We start from the raw sequence: 22,483 nt of genomic DNA, 5'->3' as shown, positions 1-22,483 counted from the left end.
ATTATCAATTACAAAATAGGTTCGAATCGAGCGCATTTTAAGGCGCCACACTATGTCAGGGTTCATCATGCAAACATACAGAAAGGTTCTTTCTTCAATACTAGATGCAAGAGAGTTGACCAAACCAAATGCTCAACCTGTTTACAGTTATAAAGTGACCGCATTGGAGTTTGAGTTACTCAAGCAGTCATTAATAGCTAGCGTCGAAAGTAATGGTATTCACACCTATTCGAATAGGCCAACAAGGGAATGGGCTGGGTGTTTTGTATTGTATGCGGCTGAGTGGTGGCGCACGTCTTTTCAAGGCGGTGTTTGGGCTTGGGAACCTGTACTGGAGTCTCTCGGCTTGCAGGCCAACGAAATTTCACCAACTCAAAGAAGTGAGATTGTTGCTAAGGGTTTAAGCTATTGGGGACGAAAGGTATTGAGTAACACTAAGGGACGTATGTTACTTGGCACTGTGGCGGTTGAAGGTGGCTTGCCACAAACTCTTATCCAAGACCCTAATAGCAGGCTTGCGCATTATTTTGAACAAGTGATTCACGATTATGGGCAATTTGCTAACTCACGATTAAGCGCGGCATCTGTTGCTAAAGCACATGCGAATTATATCGCGGCTTCATATCGTGATGAGACGGTTTATAGTATTGTCGCCCAAGTTGCTGAATCCATTTATTATCTGGTCGATAAACACGGGCTAGACGAGCAAAGTGACCCGCTTCATTACTTGAATACGGTCGATGCTAATTGGTCGCAAGGTTTACCTTTGAACATGGAACCTGAAGCCGCTCGAACTCTTTTGGGTAATGCGCTTGGTCTTGCAGTTGAAGTTCAACGTCGATTACCAAACTCTATTAAGATTCTTCGCTCCCTGCGTAGATCGTATTCTCATTACGCTTCAATGATGGATATGTCGGCATCGGATGACGACTATCAGTGGCAGAACCAAATTGACATCACGCTGAAGTCTCGTCTTAATGCCATTTTCTTACAGCAACTGTTTAATAGCGTGAATTTGCCTGACCGTATAAACCTGTTTGCAGTGGGCAATAAGAGCCTTTTATTGGCAAAGGCATTTAAGCGCGGGGCTAACTCTGAGTATTACTTATTAGATGTTTATACTAAGTCTCTTCCTGCAGAGTGGTTCGACAGCGATATACAATTGAAAGCAACGGATGACGTTGGTAATGAATGGTTCGCTTCAGTGCTTGGTAGCGCGGGAGTTGATGCTAATGAACCTTGGGTATTCACACAACATAATGATGAGTGGCTGCTCAAAGGTGCCGGAAGTGTCGAATGTGCAGAGGCGAACGCTCTAGTTTCAGTGCCAGTTCACTTGTCGCATTCAACACTTGCTACAGCAGGTCTAATGAATGGACGTGTTCTTTATGATGTTAATACTCAAATAGGTACGGAATTTTATTTTGACGACTATTGTGTGTCACTTGAGCAAGAAGATGGAAAATCTCTTGAGTTCAATTTAGTTGGTAAGGCCATTCCTTATCAAACTACCCCAAGGAAGTGTTTTATTGGTGTGCCTAGCTTGATCGCCATTGATGAAAATGGTCAGCAATCACAATTGCCAAACACCCAGCTTCGCTGGCGCAACACAATGCTTGAGCAATGGCAGTCAATGAATACGGTACCTTTTGGTAAGGTTGAGATCGCCTTGTTTGAAAACAACAAACCTGTTAAGCGTTTTACCGTAGGTTTGTTACCGGATGATTTTTCTATTGAACTGCAACCGAGCCACACGGTACAAGTCGGTCAAATTGGCTTCTATTCTAATAAACCACTGCCATCCATTGCATTAAAGGACGCAGAACAACTCGATGTTCTGCCTAGTTCGGTCTTATCGTATTCTCAGCAAGACTCTAATGAACCTAAACGTACTTTGGATATGCGCAGTCATCAAGCTCACCCACCAGCACAAGTTGACGTTTTATTATGGTGGCAAGATCAAGCAAAGTCGTTGTCGATAACATTGCCATTCCCTGCTAAAGGTATCTGCCTGATTAGCTCTGGAGGAGAGGCGATTCGTAATGCTGAAGCGATTTTAGTTGATACGCTTAATCGGTATGAGCTATTTGGTTATGGCGTTAGTGATTCGTTAGAAGTGGAGTTTAAACTCCTCGCTAGAGACATTTATGGTGCTTTTTCTAAGTCAGCTTACGTGAAGCGAACTTTGCCAAAAGGTGATGTTTTATCTACTGGATTTTCCTTAGCAACGTTTAAAGAGGATATTGAGTCCCTTCTAGCTCTATCATCTTCATTAGATGCCGGGGTTAGGGTATCGGTATTAGACAATGCACATTCCATTTTCCACTTTAGTGTTAATGCATACAGCAATGCTCTCATTCCAAACAGAGCCCAAGGCACGGTTGAAATCGAAGACGATAGATTCATGGGCACACTTTCGATGGTGCCTTTGGATAACCCAACTTATGCACCGATTACTTTAACCAAGAATGACGGACAGTGGTATTTCCCAGAAGAAGATGTATCGCCCGGTGCTTGGCTTATTTATGCTGATGAAGCCGAACAGGGTGTAAGACCTTTGATGTGGAGTAAAGACCTTGAGCTGTTATCGTCGCCAAGTAATCGACTAGAAGAAGCGGCATCTATTGGGGCCCGTAAGGAGCGTCTAGAGAAGTTTTCTGCGGTTTGCGGTCAGTTGGCGACAGAATTTAGTGCGCCTGAATGGAAGTACATCAAAGCGTTGTTGGCCTTCGATAGTGTTCCACTAACTGCGTTTGATCTGTGGAGAGGTGCAATCAATAAGCCTGAATTCATGCTCGCGATGCTACTAAGCGCAAATAAGAAAGAAGCCGAGCGTATATGGCAATTTAGTCAGCAGTTTCCTTTCTTATGGCACTCTATTAAAGCTCGAGATGCGATCGCGGTAGTGAGTGCTTTCTATACTTCGCGTATCGAGATTTACGGCAACGACTTTTCGGACATTATCTGCGGTCAAATTGAATCGGTATTAGACGAATTAGTAACTCGATACCAAGGCTTACAAAGCCTTAAGGCACTTTTGATGCATAAAATCGATGCTAATCGAGAGAAGCCTTCTCTTAATCCTGCCGCCTATATTCAGCAATTGTTTGACCTGCGAAATGCATTGAATAATCAATACAACGAATCTCAGTGGCCTTGCGAATTTTCAGAACACATATTCAAGAGTTCAATTAGAGCTGTCGACCAGCAGTTAGCTGGAGTGTGTTTCACGAATAAGGACCTGTACCGCAATAACGTGATGAATGCGCCAGTACTGCTGGCTTTGTCTACTTGTGGCTCTGCATCGCTGAGAATGTCACCAGAGGTAGTACATGCGATAAGAGAATACAAAAGCTTTGACCCTGAGTACTTTGAGCAAGTGTTCGCTCTTACACATAAAATGATTTTCGGCCTAGTGAATAGCTAAATAAGGTAAACCAACCATGCAATATTTTGAGTCTTTAGTTGACCAACTGACTAAACGCGCAGCGCGCGCTACTTTAGGCCAATTTGGTTTGCGATCTAAGCCGTTGCGGGAGTTCTTGTGGCAGTCGTTTTCTCAATCCCCAGGTAAAGACGGGGCGTTTCTTGCTGACCCTGTATTTGAAGCTACCTTTGGCTGGAAACCGCATACTCAAAGCATGCGAGACCTATCGGGTGGGTTGTTAAACAGCTCGATTGTAAACGCAATGGCAAATCCACCGAAAGAGCTTAAAGAAGACTACCTTTTTGATAGCAGTTGGTACCCGTATTCCCATCAATATGAAGCATGGTCTCATCTATTGGAACCATCTCCTAAGTCTGTAATTGTGAGTAGTGGTACGGGTTCTGGTAAGACAGAGTGTTTCTTAGTGCCAATTCTGAATGACATTGTTGAACGCAACAGCAGGCCAGATGGCGTAGAGGCTCTGTTCTTATATCCACTCAATGCATTAATTAACAGTCAAAGAGAGCGTTTAACAGCATGGACTCACCAGTTAGGTGATCAAGTTAAATTTAGCCTGTTTAACGGCGATACGCCTGAATCAGTAAGTGTAGCAGAGCGCAAAAAGCACCCAAATGAGCAGCTTTCTCGCAAGGAATTGAGAGAAAACCCAGCTCAAATACTAGTGACCAACTCTACGATGTTGGAGTACATGTTGGTTCGCCAAAAAGACGCAAATATTTTGAACCGTTCTAAAGGCAAACTGCGTTGGATCGTTTTAGATGAGGCGCACACTTATATCGGTTCTCAAGCTGCTGAGTTGTCCCTTTTGCTTCGACGTGTAATGCATGGCTTTGGTGTCACGCCAGATCAAGTGAGGTTCGTCGCTACCTCTGCAACGATCGGTGGAAAGGACTCTGATACGGATTTAAAAGCGTTTTTGGCTGATGTAGCTGGTGTCGATATTACACAGGTTCACTTGGTGAAAGGCGAGCGTGAAATCAAACCATTGCGGGAACTTGAGCAAATTAAGGCGATGAACCTTGATAGTGTTTCAAGCATAGCAAACGACATAGAACGCTACGATGTATTACAAAGCTTACCACCTCTAAGAACCTTGAGGCAGCGCCTAGGTTCAACCGATAACAGAATGACGTTGAGCGAGATAGGGAAGTTACTGTCTGCAACTGAGGAGCCGTTATCAGAGCAGGAGTCACTTCAATGGCTTGATATCTGTGCTTCGACAAAGAATGCAGATGGCGATGCATTTATTCCGTTCAGGTTGCACTTGTTCCACAGGGTTGCTGGTGGACTTTGGGCTTGCTCAAACTCGGATTGTTCGGCAAAGGTAGGTACGCCTTTAGAGTCGATTGATTGGCGATTTGGTATGGTTCATATGTCACGCCGAGAGAAGTGCTCGTGTGGTTCGCCGATATTTGAAATGGTTAGTTGTAATGGTTGCGGAACCAGCTTACTGGCTGCGACTGAAAAAACAGACTCAGAGACCAGTCATACTCAGCTACGACTAACTAAACCAGATTCATCGATTGATGACTTTGCCTTGGACCTTGTTGGAGAAGAAGAACTCACCATCGAAGATGATGAAGAACCTTCCGAAGAGTATGACCGTTTTGCTCTCATCTCGCCGCTAAGTTTTGAGGAAACTGGTGAATATTGGATAAACAACCAGAGACATGTAAAAACCGCTAAATTTCCAGGCGCGCATTTAATACACCGAGTGGAAGGGTATCGTAAAAGTGACGGTGCTTTGTCGGTGCGTTGTCCATGCTGTCAGCACACCAAGATCAAGAATTTCGAGTTTTACCGTCACTTCAGAAATGGTGCACCATTTATGCTGTCTACGGTGATCCCTACATTACTAGAATATTGCCAAGATGGTAAGAAAGAGCAGTTGAAAGGCCCTTGGAACGGTCGTCGCATGATTACTTTCACCGATAGCAGACAAGGTACTGCTCGCTTTTCTGCCAAATCACAGCAAGATTCTGAAAGGCAGTTTCTGCGTTCGACAATCTATCATTTGATCTTGGATAAAGCGATCCGAGAAAGTAGTGCTAGCTCTGAACCTAGCCCAGAGCTTCAACAGTATCAAGATATGCTCAAGATGGCTCAAGAGAATGGCAACGAAAGTATGATTGAGTTCCTTGAAGGGAAGATTTCAGAACTTGTGGGAGGCTGTGCAAAACCAATTAGAGTTACTTGGCAAGAAGTTGAAGAGTTTTTAGCAGAACAGAAAGAAGTAAAACTGTGGATCAAAAAGTTTTATGAGCATTTCGATGACCGCATGGATATGGTTGCGAATCCTAAGTTGCTAGCTCGTCTATTACTGCTGCGCGAATTCAATAGTCGACCTAAAAGGCAGAACACACTGGAAACCATGGGCTTAGTCTGCATGGAATATCCGGTGTTAGAGAAAAGGGCGAACTCAGCCCCTAATGAATGGATGCGGTACTTTGATAGTGCGGAAAAAGCGCGTGAAGAATGGATTAATTTCCTAACTGTTTGTGTGAATTTTCATGTTAGAAGCATGAAAGCCGTGAGGTTGACGGATGAGCAAATAAACTGGATTGGGGCTAAGTATTCGCCAGCTTTCTTAGTAGGACAAGATGAACCTACTCATATTTGGAATGTGGAGGTATGGCCAAAAATTAGGCGCAATGGGCCACGCCAACCAAGGTTAGCTAGGTTGGTGGCTACAGCATTAAACATTGAGGCAGAGGACGCGGAGTCACGTGCCGATATTAATGAAATTTTACGCCAAGCGTGGATGGCTTTGCAGTCGTCTGTACTGACACCGAGTGGCGATGGTTATCGTTTAGAGCTTGAGCAACAAGTGAGTTTCTCTTTAGTTGCAGATAAGCACCAATGTCCTCATACCCAAAAAATCATAGATAAGCCATTGTTAGGGGTGACCCCATATTTGAATTTATCTGGGGACCGTACTGAACATTTGTGTAAACAAATATCTACCCCAAGTTATCCGTTCCCGTTTGGCCGCGACCCCGAAAGTGGTGAAACGATTGATCTAAGCAAAGTTAGAGATTGGCAAGAGCAATCAGAGTTAATTGATGTTCGTAAAGAAAATGCTTGGTCGGATATAGCTGACCGTGTTGTAGAACGAACTCCTTATTTTAGAGTCGCAGAACACTCTGCACAGCTTAAGGCGAGTCAGTTACGTGAGTATGAAAAAGAGTTTAAAGAGGGAAAAATAAACGTTTTAAGCTGTTCTACAACAATGGAAATGGGAGTGGATATTGGTGGTATATCGGTAGTCGCGATGAATAATGCGCCGCCTAACCCTGCGAACTATTTGCAACGTGCAGGTCGTGCTGGCCGTCGTGGAGAAACAAAATCGATTGCACTTACGTTATGTAAATCTACTCCACATGGAGAGCATATCTTCTCGAACACTCGATGGGCGTTTGATACAGAAATTAAAGTACCGAATGTATCGCTATCAAGTGACTACATTGTTTGTCGTCACGTGAATTCGTTACTACTTTCAACGTTTTTAAATCATGTCGTGAAATCAGAGAATTCGTTGAAATTGAATTGCGGCAACTTTTTCAAGTCTGATCATGAATCGATGGCTTCTCAAGCTGATCAATTTGTTGACTGGTGTGTAAATGGAGCATTAGGTCTTATACAAGACGGATTGGATACGTTGTTACGTCGAACCTCGCTTGATGCAACATCACGTATCGAAATTCTAGATGCTTCTGCTGAGCATATGAAACGCATTGTCAAGACTTGGGCCACTGAGCATCAATTGCTAAAAAAACAATCTAAAAGTTTAGAAGCGAGCCCCAATTCGCTATCAACAGCTCAAGCTGCAGTAGAAAGCCAAATTCAACGCTTAGAGGGGGAGTTCTTACTTTCCGAGTTAGCACGTAAAGGTTTCTTACCCGGATATGGATTCCCTACTGACGTGGTGTCTTTAAATACCGATCATGTCAAAGTGATCGAAAGGCGAAAACGTTATATCAAGATGAAGCAAGACCAAATCACCGATAAAACGTCTCGCAAAGATAATTTGTATACCTCTGGTGGTTTTCCATCTAGAGATCTTTCAGTTGCTATTCGTGACTATGCTCCAGGCAATGACGTTGTGATTGATGGCCGTGTGTATCAGTCGAAAGGCGTGCTTTTGAACTGGCATAGTCCCGCGTCTGCCGACCAAGTAAAAGAAATACAAGCATTAAGATGGGCATGGCGTTGTGACAAGTGCGGCGCCAGTAACACGTCTTCGTTAAGGCCAGAACAGTGTGAGTGTTGTGGTAATGAATTCGACTTCAATGATGAGAAAACAACAGAGCGGATTCACCCTTACATTCAGCCAGCAAACTTTGCCGTCGACATTAGAGACGAACCTCATAATGATATCTCGCGTCTGAATCACGTGCCTTTCAATGACCCTTGGGTGACGGTAGATGGTTCTGAATGGAATGAAGTAAGTGTGAACCCTGGAGCATCATATCGGTCAAGCCACAATGGTCATGTTTATTATTACAGTGCAGGACCTGTCAACCAAGGATACGCGCTTTGTCTAGAATGTGGCCGTATGGAAGCAATGCCCGAAAGTGGAGATAAGTCACCAAAAGAAATTTTAATGGGACATACTCGCTTACGAGGTGGTAAGGGACATTTAACGAGCACTAGCGAAGTCTTGTGTGGTGGTAACGACAGGGAGTTCACTGTAAAAGGTCCGTTAAAGTTGGGGCACAGCACCTATACGGACGTGTTCGAATTACTGTTGTTTGATGAGCTGGGTAAACCACTAGTAGAGAGAAGTATTGCTCGTTCAGTCGCTGTGCTGATGCGAAACCAGTTAGCGGAAAAGCTTGGTATTAACAATGATGAAATTGGCTGCACCACAAAGCCAGTGAATCATAAGGGACGAGAAGTACAAGCTATCGTGTTGTTTGACAATGCAGCTGGTGGTGCAGGTTTTTCAATTCAAGCTTCTGAGTATGTGGTTGAGTTGCTGCAAGGCGCAAAGAAGGTTGCATCTAGCTGTCACTGTGACAAGGCATGCTATCGTTGTTTAGTGGATTATTCGACTCAACATGTCCTTGATTTACTTGATAGACGTAAAGTTACCACTTATTTGAGTAACGGATTTTTTAATAATCTCAGTTTGCCAGCACAATATGAATTGTTCGACCATCACAATAGGCGTGAACTACGTCCGTTAATGATCGCAATAGAAAAAACGCTTGCTAAACATGACGACTCAGACCTTTATGTTGAACTTCCTATTAGTCAATTGAGCGATCTAGGCGATTGGCAACTGTATCAAGCATTTAGTCGTTGGGTTGCCGATCGAAAGGTAAACTTGATATTGACAGAGGTTCAAGTACAAGAGTTGTCACTAGAGCAAAAAGTGACGTTGTCTTGGTATCAGAACCACCCAAATGTGGAGCTAATGAGCAAACTACTGAATGATAATGTCGATCATCAGGTGTTAGCATCGGTGGCGAATGAGTCATATTGTTACCAATGGGGCCTTCGTGAAGACGACCTTGAAACTTTAGTGGTTGGCATTGGGTCTTTGGGTGAGTTGGTGAACTTTGATCCTATGCGTTTGCGTCAAAGTTCTGATGTAGAAAAAATAGTGATTGATAATGAACTGGATGGAAAAGCTTCTGAGTTCGGATTCAAGTTTTGGACCCTTGTGTTTAAACGCTCACCTGCATTAATGGCGTTGATGCAAGACCAAGTTATCGAATCGGCTACTTATTCTGATCGTTACCTGGCCGCAACTTTACCTGTTTCTCTATGCTTTAATACCTTGAAATTTTTAGGGGAACATTATAAAAGTTGCCAGGTCGAAATTCACACTGGGGAGTTAAGCCGAGGTTACAAGCCAACGACAGTACAAGATAACTTTTTCGATGATTACTCACGTGACAAGGTAGTAGGTTTGGCATTTGAAAGTTCTACAGCAAACATGATCTTCAAAACGACCTCGAAATACAAGCTGCCTCACTCGCGAACGCTCGTGTTATCTTTTGACAACGGCAAGCAAGTGACGTTGTGGCTTGATCAAGGATTTGGTTATTGGTTCGCAGACAAGAGATTATCTGAAAATCAACTTCCTTATGACTTGACTGATACGGAACATGCAAGAATTGTTGTGGAAGGGCGCTCTCAGATATCTTCAGGAGATTTTCCAACCGATATCTTTGTGTCTTTTACATAGGGTGATAATACGATGAAGCAGATACTTATCGCTGTTATAGGCGCTAGCCCACAGGTCCTAACTGAAACGGTCTACGCGCTGCACAAGCAAGGTAGTCCAATGCCAGAAGAAGTTTTTGTTATCACCACTGCTAACTCTAAGCCGACGCTAGAAAAGAGGTTGTTTGAAGAAGGTCACTGGCAGCAGCTTTTTGATGACTATCAGCTACCAATTATTCGCTTTGGCTCTGAAAATATTTGGTTGATCGAAGATGAGCACGGCAATGCTTTGAGTGATGCTAAAGCAGAATCAGATCAATCAGTGATGGCTGACTTTATTACACGTAAAGTAGCTGAACTAACATCAGATGATAATCTGGCGATTCATGCCTCTATTGCCGGAGGGCGAAAAACCATGGCCTTTTACATGGGTTACGCAATGTCTCTATATGGCCGCGATCAAGATATATTAAGCCATGTATTTGTTGACGATGATTTTGAGTTTGTCAGTGAATTTTACTATCCGACACCTTATGACAAATACATCGTTGGTCGAGACAAGAAAAAAGTGGTGAACAGTAAGGATGCTACAGTAACACTAGCGCAAATACCGTTTGTACGCATGCGTCGTCAGGTTGACGAATCGATGTTTGCTCAGATGAAACAGCATTCATTTTCTAAAACCGTCTCAGCGATGAATGGTGCTAGTTGTAATGAGTTATGTGTGAACATTAATTCTTTTAGTAAAACATTAGAAGTTGCAGGAATTACTTTGCATTTGACGGGTAAGGAACTTGCAATTTATATGTTCTTTTTAACTAAACCTGGCCGTAAGCAGACACTAGACAGGTACTTTGAAGAGGACGTAGCTCATACGCAACACTATTTGGAAGTGTTGGACACGATCAAAGCTGACGTGAGACTGTATAAAAGCATGGGCTTAGAGGACGAAGGGCAGTGGAGACAAGAAGATTGTGAAATCTTGCCTATGACAAAAGATTTCGTTCGCCAGTCACTTAATGCATTCCACAAGGCTATTGAGCGCTCATTGGTGCTCGACGTTGTAAAAAAAATCAAAGTGCACTCAGATGGGGCTAAATCGGGAGCAAGCTATAGTATAGACCCATCACTCAAAATAGTTATCGATGGGGATTTACAGTGATTTTTGCATTTTTTTGCATCGCTAAAAGCAATCTCTTCCTTAACCAACTCATCAGCATGTACCGTATGAACATCCAAACCTTTAGCCTCATTAGAGCGTTTTAGGCGTATATATGGATTAAAGAATAAAGTAGGGAGAGTGAGGCAGCAATTTGAGTAGTGATGAAGATACTTGAGAGATAAACTACTGTATAAGTCCATCTTTCGTCCACACCTCAGTCGAATCAAAACAGATGCGGCTATTGCAGGTTGATGTTAAGTAACTAAGTGTTTCAGCAAGTTGAAGAGAATTGAGAACGGCTTTGAGAGCCCAAAAACGGTGAAACCCCGATGTTGGTAGCATCGGGGTTTCGAATTTTTAGAAGTCTCGGTTGGTAAGGCCGATATTCTTTATGCAAAAGGCTGGATGTAATCCGATTTAATTCCTTGGTAGGGAATTAGATGCGGATGAAGTCCATGTGCTCAACTTTTGGCTTGTAAGCGTGACGTTGAACGTCTTGTGGCTTAACTTTAACTTCAGCGCCGTCGATCACTAGAACGATACCTTCGTAGAACTCAGGCTTGTCCATTTGGTTAACAACGTCGTCGTGGTTAAGAACGATAGATACTGGCGCAGCCTCACCACCGTAAACGATAGCAGGGAATTGACCAGCGTGACGTAGGCGGCGGCTCGCACCTTTACCTAGTTCAGTACGTACTACTGCTTCAAATTTCATAGTATTTACTCTCAAATATGAAAAAAATAACGTCACATTCTGCGATGCGACCTCGCGTGAATGTGGTAAACGCTTTCGAGTAATTGGTAGTAACTCTTCAAGCGAGCGCGGATACTATCACTCTCTCGATTTTCCCGCAATAGAAAACCCGTTTAACTGGCTATCTTTTGAGTAAATATTTTCAGTCGCTTACCGTTGTTTGAGGCAGGCACAAGATACTTACATTTTTACACCTAAACAAGCGGTCAATATGAACCGAATCTGAACATTCTTCTCACGCGTGATTAAGTCTCACCACGGTATTGTTCATATCGTGAATGATAGATTGATTGAGGAGTTCGATATGGGACCAGTAAGTATTGTTGTCATTACCTTGAATGAAGAAAAGCGCATTGGGCGTTTGATGGAAGATTTGAGCAAGCAGACGCATCGTGACTTTGAAGTGATTCTTGTCGATTCAGACAGCGAAGACGCGACAAGAGAAGTGGCGAGCGCGTATGAGGCTTCTTTACCTGCATTAACCGTGCATAAAATGGATACACGCGGTGTGAGCCTAGGGCGTAATACAGGCGCGTCTATGGCAAAGCATGAGCGTTTGTTGTTTCTTGATGCGGACGTTCAACTAGCGCCGAACTTCTTAGCCAACGCAGTCAGTCAGTTAGAAGAAAAGCAGCTTGAGGTTGCGGGTGTGTATATGGGCGCCAAAGATCTGCCTGTGGTACACAAGCTAGGTTATGGTTTGTTTAATTTAGGTCTGTTTACGACGCAGTTTATTTTTCCCACCGCGGTTGGGGCGTGTATTTTCTCGACCAAACGCGTGCATGAACAACTGAATGGCTTTGATGAGCAAATCGTGTTGTGTGAAGACTGTGACTACGTGAAGCGGGCAAGTAAAACATGGCGATTCCGCTTCTTGAATCTGACGTTCGGCTTTGACCCTCGCCGCTTAGATCAAGATGGTATGTTCAAAATGGGCATGACTTACTTTAAAGCCAATGTGCGCCGTTTCTTCTTTGGGGAAATGCGCAATAACGAAATGGAATACAAGTTTGGTCACTATAAAGAGCAGTAATACTCAGGGACTTTGGTTATGTTTGAAGGAGCTAGCCTGTTTATTGGGGCCTTACTGGATGCGTTAATAGGCCCCAATCTATTTGTACCGGGAGAGCCTTTTCTGATCGCAGCGGGTTATCAGTTGCATCAGGGGATTATTACTGGCGTTTTCGCGGTACTACTTGGTGGCTTTCTTGGCGATCAGGCGAGCTATTTCATTGGGCGAAAAGTGGGCGTACCTGCTCAGAAGAAATTGGTTAAGTGGCAGCCTAAGACCAGACGCCCGATAGCCCGATGTCGCCATTTGATGGCGAAACGGGGGAACACAGTATTGGCGTTTGCTCGCTTACTAGGGCCTATTGCTTGGGTCGTGCCGTTTATTGCGGGCACCAATAAGATTACCTGGGTGCGATTTAGCGTTTTTTCTTCTATTGGGCTGGTGTTGGGCGTTGGCCAGTTTGTGATGTGGGGCTATCTGCTCGCTTATGGCATCGATAAATTTCCAATGATCGCTGAAGTCAAAGCCGTCATTGTTGAGCACCAAGCCAGCCTGATTGCTGTCGGTGCCAGTCTTGTTTTTCTGTTTATTGGTAAACGCTTAAAGTGGCGTTTAATGTTACCTAAATTCTCGCTGTTTCTACTGGGCGCGATGCTGTACGCCAACTACACGCATTTTTTCCATATGTCCGATGATTTTGTTGTGCAGGCAGGGCCGACGCCAAAAATTGTACCTACAGCGCTTAACTTCAAAGCGTATCCGGGAAAATCATCGGTGTTTGATGCACAGGCTATCAATGTGCTCTACTTTGGTGACTCTCCACGTGAGCTGATGTTGCAGCTTGGCTGGATTGAGAATCACACATTTTCACGTCATGACATTGACCCATCAGTGTATTTAGATTTGATTAACAATCAGACTCCGCCGGTGTCTGACTTGTTTTGGAACCAAACACCTCAAGATATGGCGTTCCAGCTTCCCGGAGATTTGGTTCAACGGAGCCACATTCGCTGGTGGAAGGGGGGAGTGGATCCACAAAGTCATCAGACGATTTGGCTTGGAGCAATAAGCTACGACAACGGATTAAAACTCACTGCCTATTCGGGTATTTTCACTGTGCTGCACAGCATTGATCCGAACGTAGATGAAGAGCGAGATAAACTTGCCCAACAGGTGAAGTTGGCATTACCTCGGCAAACGATCGCTTTTCAACCACTATCTACACCTACCGCGATAGATGACCAACATGACTATTTTACCGACGGTCAGATATTGGTCATTCAAGAAACAACAATGCCTCAGACTGGAAGCTAGCTAGCAAAAAAACTAACGAAAACTCAGTCTTAATCGGTTGAGTTTTTCTTTTTTATAAGTTTTAAGATATGGTTAAGGTATAGAAAGTACCTATATTCAGTCTATTACGATGCTGATAATTAATAATAATCATATTCTCAACTTGCTTGCTGGTTCAGTGGAAGACGCTGATTCCGGTCAAAAAACTATGCTTGGTGGTAACGAAGTCGCGTTACTTCAATACATGATCGAGCACCCCCATAAGCCCCTCTCTAAATCAGAACTTCTGGAACAGGTCTGGCATAAAAAAGGTGTCATCGTTGAAGAGAGCAGTTTGCTGCACTGTGTGTCGAGCTGCCGAAAAGCACTTCAAGATAAAAACAGTGAAATCATCAGTACGATTCGTGGTGTTGGTTATCAATTTAACGGTGAAGTCAGAGATTACGAACCTGAGGTTATAGCTGATGATTCTGCGCCTTCACCTTCGGCAGAAAGAGAAACGGACGTACCGTCAACGGTATTGAAAAAGCGTAATGCGCGTTATTTGGTGGCGTTTAGCCTGAGTGCATTGGCGGGGTACCTACTTATCTCAACGCTACGTACGCCTTGGGTTGAAGCCGACTATACCGAAACGCGCTACTTAGGATGTACGATTCAAACGGACGAGCCTATTACACTGGCCAATGTCCGTGCCTTCCAGACTGGAAATCAGGTGATATTGGTTGATCAGGATGGAACGTCAGTCAGTTACCTTCCTGAAGAAGTGGAGGTGATTTGTGAATAAGACAATGACGATCGCCAGTGTGGTAGCGGGCCTAGCGATTGGTGGTGTGGCGGCTTACGTCAACTCACCGACCATGAATCAGAACTTCGAAAGTCGTACTCAGGTTGTTGTTCCTCATCAAGAAGGAAGCGAACTGGTTAAGATGCGCGCTTCACTAAGCTTGAAACGCTCTGGCCAGTATGAACTGTACTTTTTAACGGGGAATCTGATTGGGTTCAACACCACAGGTAACTATGATTTCAATTCTTATGGGCTCTCGCTGATGCCGATTTCTGCAGAACAAGTGATCCCTGAAGGAAAAACACTGAACCTGATGGAAACTATGTTCAGCCAACGAGGGATGCATTCAATGGAAGATCTGAAAGTCATCCGCATCGACAAAGAACAAACCATCTTGGTTGCGCCAAGATACTCCTACTTGTTTGTTACTGCTGAAAAGTAATGTTCAAAAATAGTGCAAAAGCCAGCATTTAGATGCTGGCTTTTTTTGTGCCTTTTCTCCTTTAAAAACATGGCTTTGATGTTTTTTAATAATGGTTCATGATTAAATATCATCCACCTGACAAAGCCCTAACTTAGCAAGAAAAATCTTAGGTATAACAAGCGGCAAGTTTCATCAATTAGAGACAAATCATGAAAAATTCTAAGGCTTTGCCGCTGTCTATTTTATGTACTGCTAGCTCCGTTTATGCCGTTAACGCGACAGCAGAAGATCAAGTTCCTGCGACTCCGGTAACCGTCGAAGTAGTTGCCGAGCAATCAAGTGCAGCTTCACTAAATGAAGTTGGCAAAATTAAAGCAACAGATTCCGCCGCGCTGACGTTCAGTGCAGGTGAAAAACTTAAGTCGTTAAAGTTCAGCGATGGTGATGTGGTTAAGAAGGGCGAGTTAATTGCTCAACTTGATGATGACCAAGCTAAAGCTGAACTCGATAAAGCAGAGAGCTCACTGGCATTAGCTGAGTCTAAGCTAGACCGTGTGTTGGCATTGCTAAAGAAACAACCAGATTCCATGTCTGCTCAGGATGTAGAAGAACTTAAGCAACAAGCAAACCTTGCGCGTGCTGATTTCCGTCAAAAGAAAACTGACATGCAGAACTACCAGTTGGTTGCGCCATTTGATGGTCAGCTGACGAACTTTACTCATTCTGTTGGTAGCCGTGTTGAAGCCGCAACTGCATTGGTTAGTCTGATTAAACTTGACCCGGTTGAAGTGCATTACTCAATCAGCCAGTCAGAAGTGGGTAAAGCGGAGCTGGGCCAGACTGTGTCTCTAACCGTTGATGCTTACCAAGACCAGACTTTCACTGGCAAGGTAAACTACATCGCTCCTCTTGTTGATGAAAGCTCAGGCCGCGTAGAAATTCATGCGCACTTTGATAACCCTGAAAATGCTCTAGTTCCGGGTATGTTCGCTAAGGTTTCACAAACGATTGGTGAAACAAATTCACACCTTGTGGTTTCTCAGACGTCTATCGGCGCTGACGGCGACCAGCGTTTTGTTTGGGTCGTTGAAGACAACAAAGCAATTAAGCGCCCAGTCGAGCTTGGTGAGAACACTAATAATGGTTACGTGACGATTGAATCTGGCCTCAAGCTAGGTGAAACCGTTGTTGTTACAGGTCGACAAAACCTAAACCATGAGGCGCCTGTATCTGTTCAGAGCACTAAATCACCTGTGACTTTGCCGTCACGCACTTTACCTGCTCAGCCAGTCAAAGAAGCAGAAGCAGAGAAACCTGCCGCTGAACTTCCGACCGAAGTAGAAAAAGAAGAAAAAAAGGTAGCTGAGCCGGCAAACGAAAAGCCAGCGGAGGTAACGAATGAAGCTGCCTGAAATATGTATTAAACATCCAGTGCTCGCCTCAGTGCTGAGCATTGCGATTGTTCTACTGGGGATAGTCTCCTACCAAAAACTTGCGATTCAATATTTTCCTGAGCGCCAGACCGCGACGGCAACAGTCAGTGCCTCAATTACCGGTGCGAGTGCAGAGTTCATGTCACAAAATGTGGCAGAAGAACTCATCACTGCGGTCACAGGTCTGGATAAGATCAAAACGATGACAACGGATTGTCAGGAAGGCAGCTGTTCTCTCAAGATCCAATTTGAAGATGGGATCAGTGAGGTTGAATATGCAAGCCTGATGAACAACCTGCGTAGCAAGGTGGATGGTATTTCTGACTTCCCGCCAGCGATGACAGACAAACCTACAGTAACGGATGACTCTTCTGACACGGCGATGCCAAGTAACATTATTACATTCGTTAACCGTGGTGATATGGAGAAGCAAGAGCTGTTTGACTTCATCAGTCAGCAGATTGCTCCTCAGTTCAAAAACGTACTGGGTGTTGGTGGTGTGTGGGGGCCATATGGTGGCTCTAACCGAGCGATTCGTGTTTGGCTGCAACCTGAGCGTATGGCGGCTCTGAACGTCAGTGCTTCTGATGTAGTAGGCACGCTGAGCACTTACAATGCGACGTTTACGGCGGGTACGATTAAAGGTGAAGTTCGTGACTTCTCAATCAACCCTGTCAATCAGGTAACGTCTATTGAAGACGTACGTGACCTTGTTATTCGTGTTGATAATGGCAACATTGTTCGTGTTAATGATGTCGCAGATGTACAGATGGGAGAGGAGAGCCTTGAGCCAAGCATGCTTCATGTTGATGGCGACATGGCGATGTCTCTGCAGGTGTTACCACTTAAGTCTGAAAACCCAGTAACGGTAGCAAATCGCGTAAAAGCGGCCATGGAAACCATGGAAGTGCCGGACAATGTTGAGATGAAGATGGTCTACAATCAGGCTGACTTTATCGAAGAAGCGATTGACCAAGGCTTTATGACGCTGGTTGAAGCGATTGTTCTTGTATCGGCGATTGTTGTTTTGTTCTTAGGTTCACTGCGTGTTGCGGCGATTCCTCTGGTCACCATTCCTGTTTGTGTCATCGGTGTGTTTGGTGTGATGGCAATGCTAGGCTTTAGCATCAACGTGTTGACCATTTTGGCTATCATTCTCGCGATTGGTTTGGTGGTTGATGACGCTATCGTTGTGGTTGAAAACTGCTACCGACACATTGAAGAAGGCCTTTCACCATTTGAAGCAGCACTTAAGAGCTGTAAAGAGATTGTTTTCCCAGTTATTGCGATGACCTTAACTCTGGCCGTGGTGTACTTGCCGATTGGCTTGATGTCAGGCCTGACGGCGGATCTGTTCCAACAGTTTGCCTTTACGCTAGCGGCATCAGTCATCATTTCAGGCTTTGTGGCATTGACTCTGTCTCCAATGATGAGTGCCTACATGCTGAAGTCAGTGACAACGTCACCAAAATGGTTCCAGTGGGTAGAAACCAAACTGAACGCCATGACTGACAAGTATATGGTGTATCTGAATGCTTGGTTTAAGCGTCCACGTCAGGTTCTAGCGGGTACAGCTGTACTGACTATTCTGTCTGTGGTTGCGGTGTGGTTTATGCCAAAAGTACTTCTGCCAACAGAAGATACTGGTTTCATTGAAGTGACTTCTCATGGCCCAGCTGGTGCTGGTCGTCTATACGACTTGGACAACGCTGATCAAATCAACGCAGTGTTTGAAGGTAACAAAGAGATTGAAGCGAATCTGGCTTACATTGAAAGTGCTCCGACTAACCACGTGCTGCTGAAGCCATGGGAAGAACGTACTAAGAGCGCGGATGAAATCATCAATGAGATGATTGCTAAAGCGAAGGAAAGCATCTCGGCTTACACGACGTCTTTCTCTGTACGTTCTGCGGATAACCTTGATGTAGCGACTAACTTGATTCTTGAAGTGACCACCGTTAACCGTGATCTGGATGAGTTGTCTGATACCGCAGCGAAAGTCGTTGAGCTACTTGAGGATTACGAAGGTCTGTCGAACGTTGATAACTCAACGCATCGTGACCAGCTACGTTTCGATCTGTCGATTGACCGCAATGCAATTGTGTTGTCAGGCGTAGACTACGGCAACGTAACCAATGCCATCTCGACTTTCTTAGGTTCGGTGAAAGCTGCCGATCTGCAGGCGGATGACGGATTTACTTACCCAATTCAGGTACAGGTAAACCGCCAAGCGTTAGGTGACTTTAAAGTTCTAGATAAGTTGTACGTGAGCTCTGAATCTGGTCAAAGATTGCCATTGTCTCAGTTCGTATCGATCAAACCTGTAACGGCAGAATCGAACATCAAAACCTACGGTGGTAAAGACGCTGCGGAGATCACTGCGGACTTGGTTCCCGGTTACAGCGCGAATGATGTACAAGCATTCCTGGATGAGAAGCTTCCTGAGTTGCTAAAAGCGGGTCAAAGCTACGAATACAATGGTGTGATTAAAGAACTTAACGAGTCTTCAGCGGGTATGCAGATGCTGTTTGGCCTGGCATTGATCTTCATCTTCCTGATCCTTGCCGCTCAGTTTGAAAGCTTTGTTGACCCATTGGTTATTCTGATCACCGTTCCTCTGTGTCTGGTGGGTGCGATACTGACGCTGAGCGTCTTTGGTCAAAGCCTGAACTTATACTCAAAGATTGGCTTGCTAACTCTGGTTGGCTTGGTAACCAAGCACGGTATCCTGATGGTAGAGTTTGCCAACCTTAAGCGTAAAGAAGGTATGGAAGTGATGGAAGCGGCGTTGATGAGTGCACGCTCTCGTCTTCGTCCTATCCTGATGACGTCTCTGACGATGATTATCGGTTCTCTGCCTCTCGCTCTGGCTGAAGGTCCGGGCTCATTGGGCCGCGTAAACATCGGTCTGGTTCTAGTCGGCGGTTTGACGATTGGTACTTTCTTCTCACTGTTCTTTGTTCCAATGGCTTACGTTGCGGTGGCGAATCTCCGTGAAAAAAGCGTAATGCGTAAGCTGCTCGTTGAGGGATAAAATATGTTACTGATTAATGAAAGCCATATTCTCGATGTTGAGCAAGGCTATATTCACAGTCAGGGAAGCAATGTTCGCCATCCGATCGGAATCAATGAGATTGCGCTACTTAACTACATGATCGAGCGAGCTGGCGAGACGCTGACTAAGCACGAGTTGATGCATGAAGTGTGGCTAAAGCGCGGCATCGTAGTGGAGAGCAGTAGCTTACTGCATTGTATCTCCAACTGCCGCCGAGCTTTGGAAGATCGCGCCGGTGAAATCATCCGTACGGTTCGAGGTACGGGTTATGAATTTGTGGGCCGAGTAGATACTTATCAGCCAGCAAGCGAAGTTGATCAAGTTGAATCCGTTGTTCCTGAGGTGGTGGAAATTCCTGCCCCTCAGGAGCCGAAAGAGACGTTACGTAGTCGCATGGCGCAGTACCGTACTCAACTTGTTGCGACTGGGTTGTTTGTCTTCGGTGCCGTCGCGAGCTACTCAATTATTGAAAGCTCACGCTCACCTCTGGCTTATGCATCTTTCGAACAGCAAGAGTTTGCCTCTTGCTGGTTTACTCCAGAAAACAACGGAGCGAAAGTGCACTACCAAAATGCGACCTTGTATGACTTCGGCGAACTGACGTTGTTAGTGGATGACCAGGGGCGTTCTTTAAGCTTCAGTCAGAAAAGTGGGGTGATGAGTTGTGAATAAATTACTAGCCATTGTACCGCTTGCTGCGGGTATCGCGTTCGGGGCGGCGGTCTCCTACAGTGATGACAATCAGCTTAATCGTCATATGATTAGCCATACGGTAGTACACGTGTCGTCAGCGGATCCTGATGATGATTATGCGACGACGTTACCGCTGCGTCTGGAGCTGACGTTGAAAGAGAACGGTGGCTACGATGTCTATGCGGTGCTACCTAAAAGCCGCGTTGGCTACACAGGTTCGGGCCGATATGAGCTCGACAGTGATGGTGTTTTCTTTGCTATGGAAGAGCACAAACCGTTGGATATTGAGCCGTTACGTAAGGGTATGATTGAACAGTTGTTTGTCAGACCAGGCTCATTCGATGGCCACATGAAAGTGGCTAAGTTGGGTGAGAACAATGCGGCACTTGTCGGGCACAAAGTGATCCTTCATATGACATACTAGTCACTGGTTAAATAGAATCAAAAACGGCAACTAATAAGTTGCCGTTTTTTTTAACTTGAAGAACTGTTGGGGCTAAATCGATAAACGATGATGCCCGGTTTGCTTTTTAGATACTCCAGCATCGGAGTGTCGACGACTTTACCTTCGACAGAGGATGCATGACGGAAAATCGGCTCGTCACCATTTTCAACGAAGATGCCCGTATGAGAAACGTCTAGTCCACGTTTGTGGCTGTATATACCGATCAAGTCACCGCTTTTCAGCTCTTTAATTAAAGTATCATCGACAAATTCGCGCGGAATAAAACTGATGTCCTTATCTTTAATCGGTACCGAAGGGATCCAACGTTCGCCTTCAGGTGTTTTCTGATTAATGTGCTTCACGGTCGTGACTGCTCGGGTATCGAGGGTGAGCGTGATGTCTTGGACATTGAATGGACTATTTTCCAGCCAATCAGAAAAGAAATGGCGGCGCATGAGAAAGTCTACGTTGCCGTATAAGTAGCGCGCGAGCTTAAGGTTCTTATCGAATTGGCCGAAGGAATCAGAAAAGGCGAGGGAAGTGACGTAGTCGAGCAGAGTAAAGCAGTCAACGTGGTTGAAGTTTTTGACCAGCACTTCTTTATCTGAATTGATGGAAGTGAGCGTATTCGCTTCATAATCGACACCGATAAACATGCCAGAGGTTTGAACGATGCGATCAGGTGTGCTGAGTTGGTTGTCGTTCTGAATCGCAGTCAGAATCTCTTGTTCATCCACACGTTTGTCCTGCTCCATTCGCAGGTAACTGGTGAAAAGGCTGCCACCGGCAATGGTGGTGGCAGTAATTGACAACACTACGAGGGCTTTTTTCATACAATCATCCTTGTGTAGCCTCTTGCTTTTATGAGTTTTGACGTTGTTTCCTAACTCAAACCTACCCGAGTGCAAAGCTAATTAATAAATGAAATAACCTTAAAAATCGTAACTAAGACTCATCGTCGAGTAGATTTCATCATTAGATTGATCGTCAGCGACGGTGGTGTTGTAGATGTATTCCACATCGAAAACTAGTGCCAAACTGCCCATCAGGATGTTCTTTACATACGCTTTGGTATTGTAGTGGGTATTCTCTTCACCGTGTGCCACGTCCATAACGGCACCGACAGAAAAGGTTTCTGAAAACGATACAGAACCGTCCAACGTTGAGGTGGCAATTACTTCGTAGTTACGTAGGGAAGGGAATTCACTGTCCGTGGGTTGACGTTCAGATATTCGGTAACCCGGACCGAGTGACACCGAAAGTTTGGCGGTATCGGTATTATGTAAATAGAAACCGAGGCCACTCATCAAGACCCATTGTTTGCGATACGTGCCGTACAGGTCGTTCTCAAAACGAGTGGCTGCTCTTAAGAAGCTGGTTTCTGTGTAGTCGTAAGTTGAACCGGCATTAATTGTGTAGCGGTTGGCACCATCGTCAGCGTTGTCGGCGTCCGTATAGTAGCTTTCAAAGCCACCTTTGTGTTCCCACTGGTCTTTGCTGTAGCCTAAAATCAACGCGGTGTTGTAAGACAGCGATGAGCTAGTGTTTTCGGTATAGATAAAGCCCAACTTTGTCTGAGCTGAAAAAGGGTCTTGAGGAAGTGTTTCTTCTTCCTCTGCATGTGCTGCACTTGTAGCCAGAGCGACAGCCAAAGCAATCATTGATTTTGTTTTCATTTGAAATAACTGACTTTGAATAATATTTGTTCATTATGTTTGCGGCCCTGAAAAAGTTAACTGAATCATCATAAATCATGATTGACTCAGTTTTAGTCTTCTCAAATGTTGTCAATTGAAGGTCGTTGGA

The 22,483-nt window shown here is 44.7% G+C and carries 14 protein-coding genes; 11 read left to right on the top strand and 3 right to left on the bottom strand.

Annotated features, from left to right (window positions below):
* Positions 1–67 precede the first annotated feature (67 nt).
* From F0265_RS16295 to csm6, 3 genes are read left to right on the top strand one after another with little or no spacing between them, the layout of a single operon-like run.
* The gene (locus F0265_RS16295; protein WP_171749690.1) at positions 68–3,427 is read left to right on the top strand and encodes an STY4851/ECs_5259 family protein; all 3,360 of its coding nucleotides are present in this window, start codon (positions 68–70) and stop codon (positions 3,425–3,427) included.
* Positions 3,428–3,443: 16 nt separating this feature from the next.
* Complete coding sequence (locus F0265_RS16290) at positions 3,444–9,644, top strand: DEAD/DEAH box helicase (RefSeq protein WP_171749689.1); 6,201 nt, start codon at positions 3,444–3,446, stop codon at positions 9,642–9,644.
* A gap of 12 nt (positions 9,645–9,656) precedes the next feature.
* Positions 9,657–10,784 (top strand): CRISPR-associated ring nuclease Csm6, encoded by a 1,128-nt coding sequence (gene csm6 / locus F0265_RS16285; RefSeq protein ID WP_171749688.1) that lies wholly within the window; start codon positions 9,657–9,659, stop codon positions 10,782–10,784.
* 436 nt (positions 10,785–11,220) lie between these two features.
* On the opposite strand, the gene rplY is transcribed toward csm6, so the two are convergent.
* Positions 11,221–11,499 (bottom strand): 50S ribosomal protein L25, encoded by a 279-nt coding sequence (rplY, locus tag F0265_RS16280; protein ID WP_006962536.1) that lies wholly within the window; start codon positions 11,497–11,499, stop codon positions 11,221–11,223.
* 343 nt (positions 11,500–11,842) lie between these two features.
* On the opposite strand from rplY, the gene F0265_RS16275 reads away from it, so the two are divergent.
* The 8 genes from F0265_RS16275 (at position 11,843) to F0265_RS16240 (ending at position 20,656) form a co-directional block, all read left to right on the top strand.
* The gene (locus tag F0265_RS16275; protein ID WP_171749687.1) at positions 11,843–12,571 is read left to right on the top strand and encodes a glycosyltransferase; all 729 of its coding nucleotides are present in this window, start codon (positions 11,843–11,845) and stop codon (positions 12,569–12,571) included.
* A gap of 18 nt (positions 12,572–12,589) precedes the next feature.
* On the top strand, positions 12,590–13,864 hold the full coding sequence (locus F0265_RS16270; protein ID WP_171749686.1) for an LssY C-terminal domain-containing protein: 1,275 nt from the start codon (positions 12,590–12,592) through the stop codon (positions 13,862–13,864).
* 109 nt (positions 13,865–13,973) lie between these two features.
* Positions 13,974–14,627, top strand: a complete 654-nt coding sequence (locus F0265_RS16265) for a winged helix-turn-helix domain-containing protein (protein WP_171749685.1) — start codon at positions 13,974–13,976, stop codon at positions 14,625–14,627.
* Positions 14,620–15,069, top strand: coding sequence for a hypothetical protein (locus F0265_RS16260; RefSeq protein WP_171749684.1), 450 nt, complete (start codon positions 14,620–14,622; stop codon positions 15,067–15,069). The genes F0265_RS16265 and F0265_RS16260 overlap by 8 nt, the downstream gene beginning before the upstream one ends.
* Before the next feature lie 191 nt (positions 15,070–15,260).
* On the top strand, positions 15,261–16,463 hold the full coding sequence (locus tag F0265_RS16255; protein WP_171749683.1) for an efflux RND transporter periplasmic adaptor subunit: 1,203 nt from the start codon (positions 15,261–15,263) through the stop codon (positions 16,461–16,463).
* Positions 16,450–19,518: an efflux RND transporter permease subunit gene (locus tag F0265_RS16250; RefSeq protein ID WP_171749682.1), complete on the top strand. Its 3,069-nt coding sequence runs from the start codon at positions 16,450–16,452 to the stop codon at positions 19,516–19,518. The genes F0265_RS16255 and F0265_RS16250 overlap by 14 nt, the downstream gene beginning before the upstream one ends.
* A 3-nt stretch (positions 19,519–19,521) precedes the next feature.
* Entirely contained in the window at positions 19,522–20,211 is a 690-nt protein-coding gene (locus F0265_RS16245) for a winged helix-turn-helix domain-containing protein (RefSeq protein WP_171749681.1), read from the top strand.
* Positions 20,204–20,656 (top strand): hypothetical protein, encoded by a 453-nt coding sequence (locus F0265_RS16240; RefSeq protein WP_171749680.1) that lies wholly within the window; start codon positions 20,204–20,206, stop codon positions 20,654–20,656. Before F0265_RS16245 ends, F0265_RS16240 begins: the two co-directional genes overlap by 8 nt.
* Before the next feature lie 50 nt (positions 20,657–20,706).
* Here the strand turns inward: F0265_RS16240 and F0265_RS16235 are convergent, their stop codons facing one another.
* Both F0265_RS16235 and F0265_RS16230 read right to left on the bottom strand, forming a co-directional pair.
* Entirely contained in the window at positions 20,707–21,510 is an 804-nt protein-coding gene (locus F0265_RS16235; protein WP_171749679.1) for an N-acetylmuramoyl-L-alanine amidase-like domain-containing protein, read from the bottom strand.
* A 99-nt stretch (positions 21,511–21,609) separates the two neighbouring features.
* Positions 21,610–22,353, bottom strand: coding sequence for a DUF481 domain-containing protein (locus F0265_RS16230; protein WP_031342848.1), 744 nt, complete (start codon positions 22,351–22,353; stop codon positions 21,610–21,612).
* Positions 22,354–22,483: the final 130 nt, after the last annotated feature.

Origin of the sequence: Vibrio sp. RE88 (assembly GCF_013113835.1) — a bacterium.
In the GTDB taxonomy this organism is placed as follows: Bacteria; Pseudomonadota; Gammaproteobacteria; order Enterobacterales; family Vibrionaceae; genus Vibrio.
The sequence above is the reverse complement of the archived record's forward strand: the minus strand, read 5'-3'. Positions and strand labels throughout refer to the sequence as shown.

What these genes read in the sequence shown, in the direction of transcription:
- F0265_RS16295 (WP_171749690.1), top strand. Translation starts at nt 68, where the DNA reads ATGCAAACATACAGAAAGGTTCTTTCTTCAATACTAGATGCAAGAGAG.
- F0265_RS16290 (WP_171749689.1), top strand. Translation starts at nt 3,444, where the DNA reads ATGCAATATTTTGAGTCTTTAGTTGACCAACTGACTAAACGCGCAGCG.
- csm6 (WP_171749688.1), top strand. Translation starts at nt 9,657, where the DNA reads ATGAAGCAGATACTTATCGCTGTTATAGGCGCTAGCCCACAGGTCCTA.
- rplY (WP_006962536.1), bottom strand. Translation starts at nt 11,499, where the DNA reads ATGAAATTTGAAGCAGTAGTACGTACTGAACTAGGTAAAGGTGCGAGC.
- F0265_RS16275 (WP_171749687.1), top strand. Translation starts at nt 11,843, where the DNA reads ATGGGACCAGTAAGTATTGTTGTCATTACCTTGAATGAAGAAAAGCGC.
- F0265_RS16270 (WP_171749686.1), top strand. Translation starts at nt 12,590, where the DNA reads ATGTTTGAAGGAGCTAGCCTGTTTATTGGGGCCTTACTGGATGCGTTA.
- F0265_RS16265 (WP_171749685.1), top strand. Translation starts at nt 13,974, where the DNA reads ATGCTGATAATTAATAATAATCATATTCTCAACTTGCTTGCTGGTTCA.
- F0265_RS16255 (WP_171749683.1), top strand. Translation starts at nt 15,261, where the DNA reads ATGAAAAATTCTAAGGCTTTGCCGCTGTCTATTTTATGTACTGCTAGC.
- F0265_RS16250 (WP_171749682.1), top strand. Translation starts at nt 16,450, where the DNA reads ATGAAGCTGCCTGAAATATGTATTAAACATCCAGTGCTCGCCTCAGTG.
- F0265_RS16245 (WP_171749681.1), top strand. Translation starts at nt 19,522, where the DNA reads ATGTTACTGATTAATGAAAGCCATATTCTCGATGTTGAGCAAGGCTAT.
- F0265_RS16235 (WP_171749679.1), bottom strand. Translation starts at nt 21,510, where the DNA reads ATGAAAAAAGCCCTCGTAGTGTTGTCAATTACTGCCACCACCATTGCC.
- F0265_RS16230 (WP_031342848.1), bottom strand. Translation starts at nt 22,353, where the DNA reads ATGAAAACAAAATCAATGATTGCTTTGGCTGTCGCTCTGGCTACAAGT.